We start from the raw sequence: 10483 nt of genomic DNA on the forward strand, positions 1-10483 counted from the left end.
TTTCCAACGTGGAACATTTTACTGGTATCACCGTGGTAGCCATCTTTTATAACAGTGACGTCAATATTAATGATATCCCCATCTTTGAGCTTTTTTTCAGCGGGGATACCATGGCAGATCACATGATTAACAGAAGTGCATACTGACTTAGGGAAGCCATGATAGTTGAGTGGTGCAGGGATAGCCTGCTGCTCATTAACAATATAATCGTGACAAATTTGATTCAGCTCATCCGTTGTTATGCCAGCTTTAACATAGGGTGTAATCATCATCAGCACATCAGCCGCTAATTTGCCGGCGACGCGCATTTTTTCAATTTCATCTGCAGTTTTTATGCTGACAGCCATTTAAATTCCCGCTTTGATTATTTAAGTTTCGTAATTGCCCATAGTTTGCCGTAAATTTGGTCTACTAACCAGTAATGACAGTGATGAATTGACTCAGTGTGTCTTTTAGCTTTGTTTTGTCTGGTAATTGTGGAATAATATGCGCGCCTATCAAAGGCAAAATTCACACATGTGCCGGCACAGACGTCGGGGTGCTGTTGGGGTAACCTAATCAGTCGACAGCTGGGGCACATGGAGGATCAACCCCATATTATAAGGTATAAACATGGCTAAAACATCTATGCGCCAAATGCTTGAAGCAGGCGTACACTTTGGGCACCAAACCCGTTACTGGAACCCTAAAATGGGTCAGTTCATCTTTGGTAAACGTAACAATATTCATATCATCAACCTCGAGCAAAGCCTGCCTTTGTTCAATGATGCGCTGAATTATGTGAGTAAATTGGCTTCTAAAAAAGGCCGTATCCTGTTCGTAGGCACTAAACGTGCGGCACAAGACGCAGTTCGCGAAGACGCAGAACGCGCAGGCATGCCCTACGTCAACCGCCGTTGGTTGGGTGGTATGCTGACCAACTATCAAACTGTTCGTCGTTCGATCAAACGTTTGGATGCTATCCAGGAAATGGTTGAGTCAGGTAAAACAGAAGGTCTGAAAAAGAAAGAAGTTTTGGATCTGACCCGCGAGCAAGAAAAACTTGAAAAAAGCATCGGCGGCATCCGTAAGATGGGTGGGTTACCTGATGCAATGTTTGTTATCGACGTTGAGCATGAAGGCATTGCTATCAAAGAAGCGAATAAACTAGGTATTCCGGTTATTGCGGTTGTCGATAGCAACAGTAATCCTGATGGTGTCGACTACGTCATTCCGGGTAACGATGACTCAATGCGCGCTATCCGATTGTATACAGCGAATATTGCTGATGCCATTCTGGAAGGTCGTGCTTCAGTCACTACTGCGGATGCAAACGAAGAATTTGTAGAAGTAGCCGAAGAAAGTGCTGAAACAGCAGGCAAATAATTTCTACTGAGTACATGTAGCAGGCTCGCCCTTAGGGCGGGCCTGTGTTGTATGTGTGGCGCGGATACTGTGAGCCAGCATAAACAAATAGATTGAAGGGTAAGAATAATGGCAATTACTGCAGCTTTAGTAAAAGAACTGCGTGAGCGTACCGGCTCAGGCATGATGGAATGTAAAAAAGCATTGGTAGAAGCAAACGGTGACATCGAGCTTGCTATCGAAGAAATGCGTAAAGCCGGTTTGGCAAAAGCTGACAAAAAAGCGGATCGCGTTGCAGCTGAAGGCGTTATCGCGATTGAAGTGAGTGCGGATGGCAAAAACGCTATCATGCTGGAAATTAACTCAGAAACCGATTTCGTGGCGAAAGCGGATGATTTCATTAACTTTGTCAATTCAGTAGCTAAAAAAGCACTGGAAACACAACCAGCCGATTTGGATGCATTGAAAACAATGACATTGGAGTCGGGCGAAACAGTTGAAAATGTTCGCCAGGCACTCGTTGCAAAGATTGGTGAAAACATCCAGGTTCGTCGTTTTACAACATTGTCCAGCGATACTGGCTTGATAGGTTTCTACCGTCACGGTGATCGAATTGGTACGATGGTTCAGATTAATGGCGGTGATGAAGAGTTGGCAAGAGACTTGGCAATGCACGTTGCGGCAAGTCGTCCGCAAGCGGTTTCGCCTGCTGAATTGTCACAGGAATTGTTGGATAAAGAGCGTGATATCGTTGCGACTCAAGCCAAAGAAAGTGGCAAGCCTGACAATATCGTCGAAAAAATGATCGAAGGTCGAATGGCTAAATTCGTTAACGAAATCAGCCTGATGGGCCAAGCATTCGTTAAAGACCCGGACCTGACAGTTGAAAAACTGGTTAAGAATTCGGGTGCAACAGTGGAAGCTTTTGCATTTTACGAAGTTGGTGAAGGTATCGAGAAAGCAGAAGATAACTTTGCTGAAGAAGTTATGGCTCAAGCCAGAGGTAAGTAAAGTATGACAAAAACGGGAAGTCAGCCAGTTTATAAGCGTGTTCTGCTCAAACTGAGTGGCGAAGCGTTGATGGGGGATGCCGAATATGGCATTCAGCCTGAAGTGATTTCCCGATTTGCCAAAGAGATCTCCGAGCTCAATGCGCAAGGCATTGAGCTCGGTATCGTTATTGGTGGCGGGAATATTTTCCGTGGTGCCGGCCTTGCGGCTAGTGGCATGGACCGCGTCAGTGGTGATCATATGGGCATGCTGGCAACGGTTATGAATGCCTTGGCTCTGCAAGATGCTCTGGAACGTAATGGCACATTCTGTCGTGTCATGTCGGCCATCAGAATTCATGAAGTATGTGAAGATTACCTCCGCAGAAGGGCCATTCGACATTTAGAAAAAGGTCGGGTTGTGATTTTTGCAGCGGGCACCGGTAATCCATTTTTCACTACCGATTCGGCCGCCAGTCTTCGCGCTGTTGAAGTTGGCGCAGAATTGATGCTGAAAGCGACACAAGTCGATGGTGTCTATAACGACGATCCCCGTAAAAATCCTGATGCCGTTCGCTATGACGAACTATCTTATGATGAAGTGATCAACAATCGTTTAGCTGTAATGGATACCACTGCCGTTGTGATGTGTCAGGAGCAAAAGATTCCATTACGCGTCTTTGATGTACATGAGAGCGGTAATCTGACCAAGATCATCTACGGTGAAAACATTGGGACTCTGGTGAAATAGGACGAATCATGATTGAAGATATTAAAAAAGACGCGGCAGATCGCATGAAAAAGAGTGTTTCAGCTCTGGGAACCTCAATGGCAAAAATTCGTGCCGGTCGTGCTCATACCAGTTTGCTGGACCATCTGCATGTACCGTATTACGGTTCTGATGTTCCGTTGAGTCAGGTAGCTAACGTTGGTGTTGAAGATTCTCGTACCTTGACTGTGACTCCTTGGGAAAAAGATATGGTGTCGGTGGTTGAGAAAGCGATCATGTCATCCGATCTGGGTGTCAATCCGATGAGTGCTGGAATGACAATTCGCATTCCTATTCCTGCATTGACTGAAGAGCGTCGTCGCGATTTAGTAAAGGTTGCTAAAAGTGAAGCGGAAAATGCACGAGTTGCAGTGCGTAATATACGTCGTGATGCAAACAGTACACTCAAAGATCTGCTGAAAGAAAAAGAAATCTCAGAAGATGAAGAGCGTGGTGCAGAAGAAGAAGTACAGAAATTAACCGATGCCACAATTAAAGAAATTGACCATATCCTGACAGATAAAGAATCGGATTTGATGGAAGTGTAACCACAACGGTTACACTTTACTTTCAACACGTTCTTATGAGTGGTGATGCCGTCAACATTCCAAATCATATTGCCATTATCATGGACGGAAATGGACGTTGGGCAAAAAAGCGTTTACAACCCCGATTTATGGGGCATAGAGCCGGGGTTAAGGCGGTAGAGTCCATCGTCAAACACTGCGCCCAACGTGGTGTCCAAGTTCTCAGTCTGTTTGCATTTAGCAGTGAAAACTGGCGTCGACCTGGCAAAGAAGTCTCTCTTTTAATGGAGCTTTTCAGCCACGCACTCAGCAAGCAAGTAAAAAAACTTCACGAAAATAATATTAAGCTATGTATTGTGGGTGATCTGGAAAAATTTTCTCCTGCACTTAAACAACAAATTTTTGACGCGCAAACCTTAACAGCTGACAACACCGGTCTGATATTGAATATCGCAGCTAATTACGGCGGTCGTTGGGATGTGACGCAGTCAGTCCGACAACTTGCACAGCAAGTGCGCGATGGTGATTTAGACCCTGACACAATTTCTGAAGAGATGATTGACCAACATCTGACGACAGCCAATTTACCAGAACCTGACCTGTTTATTCGCACTGGTGGAGAACAACGCGTCAGTAACTTCATGCTCTGGCAGATGGCCTATACCGAGTTTTATTTTACCGATGTTTTATGGCCCGAGTTTGATGCTCTGGCATTAGATAAGGCTATCATGTCATTTTCTTTACGTGAGCGTCGCTTCGGACGTACGTCTGAACAATTACAGGAAAAGCCGGATGCTTAAACAGCGCCTGATAACAGCCGCAGTGCTTATTCCCCTTGTGGTTTGGGCCTTACTGGCATTACACACTGATATATTACGTTATCTGCTCGGCTTTATTGCTGTGTTGGCAGCTGTCGAGTGGCTACAACTTATGGGCTTTAAGCAAAAAATCAAGATCGCCGGAATTGTAATAACGATGGTGCTGACTGGATTTCTTTGTTTTGTTTATATGCCAACTTTTTTCTTGCTCGCAGCGACCCTGCTTGTGTGGTTAATGGCGACAATATTGGTTGTGTTGTTTGCACATAAACCGTTGCCTGTAAAAGTAGTCGATTTATTCCGGAGTCGTTTTTTTGGCGTCATGATAGCGACAATTATCTTAATAGGGTTTGTGGCGAGTGCCAGCCTGATTCATAACAGCTCAGAACAAGGGCCCATATTACTTTTATTTGGATTAGTAAGCGTTTGGTTAGCGGACACCGGCGGTTATTTTGCGGGCAAACGTTATGGAAAAAATAAACTGGCTAAAGCGATAAGCCCTAATAAGACATGGGAAGGTGTTGCAGGAGGCTTAGTGCTGAGTGGCATCTTTGCTTTGGTTTTTTATGTATCACTACTGGATACCAATATGAGTTTATTCAGTTGGCTATTAATCACCGGGGTGATTGTTCTGATATCCATAGTCGGTGACTTGTTTGAGAGCGTTTTTAAACGCTGCTTTAACGTCAAAGATAGTGGGCAATTGCTACCAGGACATGGCGGTATGTTGGATCGCATTGATAGCCTCTTGGCAGCTGTACCCGTATTTGCTGGGCTTTTGATAGCCTCCGGGGCCTAATTAATGAAAGCAGTCACTATTCTGGGTTCAACAGGGTCGATAGGCGTTAGTACGCTGGATGTATTGAAACGACATCCTGAACAATTTCATGTCTACGCCTTAACCGCTCACTCCTCTGTCGATGTGATGTTGGCACAGTGCCAACAATTTAACCCGGAAATAGCCGTGATGTTAGATGAAAAGTCGGCCGAAAAACTTAATGATGCGTTTGCAAAACTGGATATTCGAACTCAAGTGATGTCAGGGCAGAATGCATTGGAATATGTGTCATCATCCGACGCAACGGATTACGTCGTGGCAGCTATCGTAGGTGCTGCCGGATTATTGCCCACCTTAGCTGCAGCAAAAGCCGGTAAACGCATTTTGCTGGCGAATAAAGAAGCATTGGTGATGAGTGGCGCTTTGTTTATGCGGGAAGTGGAGCAGAATAATGCCACCTTACTTCCTGTCGATAGCGAACATAATGCGATTTGGCAATGTATGCCAGTTGGTGATGAACAGCAATATCAATTTGAGGGAAAAGGTGTTCGAAAAATCATTCTTACTGCATCAGGCGGTCCATTCAGGGATGCCGATTTAGCAACGCTTGACACCGTTACCCCTGAACAAGCGGTCGCCCATCCCAACTGGTCAATGGGACAAAAAATATCGGTTGATTCAGCCACCATGATGAACAAAGGGCTGGAAGTGATAGAGGCGCACTGGTTATTTGGTCTGAGCAGCCAGCAAATTGAAGTTATACTGCACCGACAAAGCATTATTCATTCGATGGTGGATTATGAAGATGGCTCGGTGCTTGCTCAAATGGGTAATCCGGATATGCGTACCCCAATTGCGAACACACTGGCCTGGCCAGAGCGTATTGATTCTGGCGTAGCCCCTCTGGATCTTGTTCGTGCAGGCCAGTTAGATTTTGCTGCGGCCGATTTTGATCGATTCCCCTGTCTGCGCCTAGCTTATCAAGCGCTGGAATCCGGCGGTACCAGTACCGCGATTCTTAATGCAGCGAATGAGGTGGCTGTCGAAGCTTTCCTGCAACGCCAGATAAGGTTCACTGATATTGCCAAGCTGATTGCACAGGTGCTTGACAATTTGCCTGCAAACAACGCTGACTCATTGGAGCAAATTTTAGAAGATGATGCGGCTGCCAGAAAGCGGGCCCACGAGTTGGTGAATTAATGCAGTCGTTATTTTTCTTCCTTATTGCTTTAGCTCTATTGATCGTTATTCATGAATACGGTCATTTTTGGGTCGCCAGAAAATGTGGTGTAAAAGTGCTCCGATTTTCGGTAGGCTTCGGTAAACCATTGTGGCGAAAACTGGGTAGAGACGGTACAGAGTATGTTCTAGCCCCAATTCCTCTGGGCGGTTACGTCAAGATGCTGGATGAAAGAGAAGGCGAAGTTAAAGAAGATGAACTTGACCAGACTTTTAATCGACAGTCCTTAGCTAAACGCACCGCAATAGTAGCTGCGGGGCCTGTGGCAAATCTACTGTTTGCCGTATTTGCATATTGGTTGATGTTCGTTATCGGCATACCAGGCGTTAAGCCGATTATAGGTGAAATCACACCTGCCTCCTACGCATCTGAATCCGGTCTTATTGCAGGTGATGAAATTCTAGAAGTTGATGAGCATTCAACACCAACCTGGAATAAAGCATTCAAAATGCTGTTGGTTAAAGCCGAACAGGGCGGTAAGGCTGAGCTCAGGGTCGATTCTGGCGGAACTGAAATTTCGCACACACTCGAGATACCCCGCATCCAGCTTGAACAATCAGGACAATTATTATCATCATTAGGCATAACACCTATACGGCCTGATATTGCTCCTGTTATTGGAAAGATTGTAGCGGGCGAACCGGCAGATAAAGCAGGCTTAAAATCGGGCGATAAGTTAATCTCGGCAGAAGGTGTTGAAATACGCACCTGGGCTGGTTGGGTTGAAAAAATCCAAGCCAATGCAGGTCAAGAATTCGCGATAAAAATTGAACGTGATGGTAAACAAAAAAGCCTGAGCTTAGAGCCTACTGCTTCTGCTGACGGCACGGGCAGGATAGGGGCTGGCGTTGATACACATTACAGTGACTTGCCTCAATCGATGCGATCAGAATTGCACTATGGACCTCTTGTTGCCGTCAAAGAAGCTGTGAGTCAGACCTGGTTATTTGCAGCCACAACACTAAAAAGCTTGTTTGGCATGCTCACCGGCGAGGTATCGACCAAGAACTTAGGGGGGCCAATAACTATTGCCCAGATAGCAGGCAGTTCGGCAGAGCAGGGGCTAATCACTTTCATCAGTTTTCTGGCCATGATAAGCATTACTTTGGGTGTATTGAACTTATTGCCAATACCGATGCTTGATGGCGGTCATCTGGCAATGTTTCTTGTTGAGGCGGTCAGAGGAAGACCTATTTCTGAGCAAGCCCAAATAAAAGGGCAACGTATTGGATTGTTTTTACTGCTACTGCTTATGTTTACAGCGTTTTTCAATGACTTAACAAGACTGTTTGGATAATGCAGGCTTTGCAGGTACACTTACAATTTCGTCGACGGATCGTTAGTATAAATAACAATGAATAAACTACTGCAAATAGTACTATTACTGTGTGTAACCTCAGTTGTGTGGGCTGAGAATTTTGTTATCGAAGATATCAGAGTTGAAGGCCTGCAAAGAATTTCTGCTGGCACGGTATTTAATTACCTTCCTGTCAAAGTCGGCGATGAAATGACGGATAATGATGCGAGAGGCATTATTCGGGCACTTTATAAATCCAAGTATTTCAATGATGTTCAGCTTGAAGAGCAAGATAATATTCTTGTCATCAAGGTAAAAGAAAGACCAGCGATTTCAAGTATCGAACTGGTTGGCAACAAGGACATGGATTCGGGAGAATTATTGAAATCGCTTCGTGAAATTGGCTTTGGTGAAGGTCAGGTATTTGAGCAGGCCATGCTTGAACGGGTTGAACTGGAACTGGAACGTCAATATTTCAGTCGGGGTAAATATGGTGTTGCTATCGAGTCGGAAGTGACGCCTTTATCGCGTAATCGTGTTGCTATCAGAATTACAATGGCTGAAGGTGTGGTAGCAACCATCAGTGAGATCAATATTGTCGGTAATGATTCTTTCGAACAGGATGATTTAACCGCAGAATTCCAGACCACAACTGGCACCTTGCTATCATTCATTACTAAAGATAACCAATACTCACGTCAGAAACTCTCAGCCGACTTGGAAACATTACGCTCTTTTTATTTGGATCGTGGCTTTGTCGATTTCACTGTCGAGTCAACGCAGGTATCAATTAGTGATGATAAAAAGAATATGTTCATTACGATCAATATCAGCGAAGGGAATAAATATAAAATTAATGAAGTCCGTATTGCCGGTAACCTGATTGTACCTGAGCAAGAATTATTCGATTTAGTTACGATTCAAAAGAACTCGGTCTTCTCCCGCAAGGCCGTTACCCGCAGTACTGAAAACCTCACTAACCGTCTGGGTAATGATGGCTACGCCTTTGCTAACGTCAATGCGGTTCCAGATATTAACCGCGAAGAGCAGGAAGTTAATCTGACATTCTATGTTGATCCGGGGCGCCGCGCCTATGTTAGGCGGATCAATATTTCAGGTAATAGCAAAACTCGGGATGAAGTGTTACGTCGTGAATTTCGTCAACAGGAGTCAGCCTGGATTTCGACTGAAAAAGTCGAACAGTCCAAAGCGCGTGTCTCCCGTTTAGGCTATTTTGAAAATGTGAACGTTGAAACTATTCCCGTCGCTGGTGTTCAAGATCAAGTCGATCTTGATTTCAGTGTCTCAGAAACACCCTCTGGTAGTTTGTCTGCGGGTATCGGTTTTTCCCAGTCTGATGGTCTTATTTTCAATGCCAATGTTCAGCAGAAGAACTTTTTGGGTAGTGGTAAAAATATACGCTTTGGTTTCAACAATAGCAGCATCAACACTGTATACAGCTTCGGTTATACCAATCCGTTTGTGACTGTTGATGGCATTAGCCGTGGTTTTAATGCGTATTATCGCGAGACTGATGCAGACGAAGCCAATATTGCCCGTTACACTCTTGATGCCTTTGGTGGAGACATTACTTTTGGTATTCCTATTTCCGAAGATAATCGCATTAATTTAGGTGTCGGCTACGAGCACACAGAGATCAATCTGCCGTCTGACAACCTAATTAATCGCTACCGGGATTTTATCGACCGTGAAGGTGATAGTTTTGATACGGTAACCTTAAATTTGGGTTGGTCAAGTGATAGCCGGGATAATGCATTATTACCCACCAGTGGTGTGTCACAGAGCGTGAATGCCGAATTTGCAATTCCAGGTCCATCCTTGGAGTATTACAAGCTGCGATATAAAGCAAACGCTTATCGACCGATTTCGGATTCATTGACCTTTGCTGTTCGAACCGAACTGGGTTATGGAGATTCGTATGGCGATAGTGAAGAATTTCCTTTCTTCCAGAACTTCTATGCTGGCGGTATAAGAAGTGTTCGTGGTTTCCAAGCGAACACACTGGGTATAAGAGAAGGTGATGAACCTTTGGGTGGTAATTTCCTTGTTACCGGTGGTGCAGAAGTTATTTTCCCGGTACCATTTACAGATAATTCGCTAAAATCGTTCCGCCTCAGCGCGTTTACTGATTTTGGTAATGTTTACGACGTCAATCAGGATTTTGATGCTGGTCTGCTGCGTTATTCTGCAGGTTTATCAGCCATCTGGATTTCACCGTTTGGTGCGATGTCATTCAGTATAGCTGCTCCGCTTAGTAAAGAAGACGGAGATGAAACAGAGGCATTCCAATTTTCGTTAGGATCGACGTTTTAATTAATAACTGGAGTTTAGTGTGAAGAAAATGAAGTTTATCTGGCTGTTGTTTGCATTGATGATTGCAGCACCTGTGAGCTACGCGGCAGATCTTAAAATTGGTGTAGTAAATGCCGGTGCCGTTCTTGATAAATCGCCTCAGAAAGCCGCTGCTCTAGCGCGACTTGAAAAAGAGTTTGCTTCCCGTAGCCAATCGCTGGAGTCAAAACACAAAACACTTCGTGCAGCTCAGGAAAAACTGAACAAAGATGGTGCCATTCTTAGCAGTGACGAACGTCGTGAGCGTGAGCGTGACATTCTCAGTGATCAGCGCGAACTGCAACGTCTTCAGGATGAGTACAGTGAAGATCTGTCAATCCGCCGTAATGAAGAATTGCGTAAACTGGA

The 10483-nt window shown here is 44.8% G+C and carries 10 protein-coding genes and 1 pseudogene (1 of these 11 running past the window's edge); 10 read left to right on the plus strand and 1 reads right to left on the minus strand.

Annotation, left to right across the window (positions count from 1 at the left end):
• Nucleotides 1-347, minus strand: a pseudogene (gene map / locus ACTF5U_RS04685) (type I methionyl aminopeptidase); it reaches 511 nt to the left of the window's first position.
• 265 nt (nt 348-612) lie between these two features.
• On the opposite strand from map, the gene rpsB reads away from it, so the two are divergent.
• From rpsB to ACTF5U_RS04735, 10 genes are all read left to right on the plus strand, one after another.
• Nucleotides 613-1365, plus strand: a complete 753-nt coding sequence (rpsB, locus tag ACTF5U_RS04690) for a 30S ribosomal protein S2 (protein WP_438970483.1) — start codon at nt 613-615, stop codon at nt 1363-1365.
• Nucleotides 1366-1473: 108 nt separating this feature from the next.
• Complete coding sequence (tsf, locus tag ACTF5U_RS04695; protein ID WP_438970484.1) at nt 1474-2355, plus strand: translation elongation factor Ts; 882 nt, start codon at nt 1474-1476, stop codon at nt 2353-2355.
• A gap of 3 nt (nt 2356-2358) precedes the next feature.
• A complete protein-coding gene (gene pyrH / locus ACTF5U_RS04700) occupies nt 2359-3084 on the plus strand; it encodes a UMP kinase (RefSeq protein ID WP_438970485.1) in 726 nt (241 codons plus the stop codon).
• An 8-nt stretch (nt 3085-3092) separates the two neighbouring features.
• Nucleotides 3093-3650 (plus strand): ribosome recycling factor, encoded by a 558-nt coding sequence (gene frr / locus ACTF5U_RS04705; protein ID WP_438970486.1) that lies wholly within the window; start codon nt 3093-3095, stop codon nt 3648-3650.
• Between the two features lie 35 nt (nt 3651-3685).
• Entirely contained in the window at nt 3686-4429 is a 744-nt protein-coding gene (locus ACTF5U_RS04710) for an isoprenyl transferase (RefSeq protein ID WP_438970487.1), read from the plus strand.
• Nucleotides 4422-5246 carry a phosphatidate cytidylyltransferase gene (locus ACTF5U_RS04715; RefSeq protein WP_438970488.1) on the plus strand — a complete coding sequence of 275 codons (825 nt, stop codon included), beginning with the start codon at nt 4422-4424 and terminating at the stop codon, nt 5244-5246. Before ACTF5U_RS04710 ends, ACTF5U_RS04715 begins: the two co-directional genes overlap by 8 nt.
• A 3-nt stretch (nt 5247-5249) precedes the next feature.
• On the plus strand, nt 5250-6425 hold the full coding sequence (ispC, locus tag ACTF5U_RS04720) for a 1-deoxy-D-xylulose-5-phosphate reductoisomerase (protein ID WP_438970489.1): 1176 nt from the start codon (nt 5250-5252) through the stop codon (nt 6423-6425).
• The gene (gene rseP / locus ACTF5U_RS04725; protein WP_438970490.1) at nt 6425-7762 is read left to right on the plus strand and encodes an RIP metalloprotease RseP; all 1338 of its coding nucleotides are present in this window, start codon (nt 6425-6427) and stop codon (nt 7760-7762) included. Before ispC ends, rseP begins: the two co-directional genes overlap by 1 nt.
• A 57-nt stretch (nt 7763-7819) precedes the next feature.
• Nucleotides 7820-10096 carry an outer membrane protein assembly factor BamA gene (gene bamA / locus ACTF5U_RS04730; protein WP_438970491.1) on the plus strand — a complete coding sequence of 759 codons (2277 nt, stop codon included), beginning with the start codon at nt 7820-7822 and terminating at the stop codon, nt 10094-10096.
• 28 nt (nt 10097-10124) lie between these two features.
• The coding region (locus ACTF5U_RS04735) for an OmpH family outer membrane protein (RefSeq protein WP_438970554.1) at nt 10125-10483 on the plus strand (359 nt) is incomplete at its 3' end.

Source organism: Methylophaga sp. (assembly GCF_965655755.1).
Classification (GTDB): Bacteria; Pseudomonadota; Gammaproteobacteria; order Nitrosococcales; family Methylophagaceae; genus Methylophaga.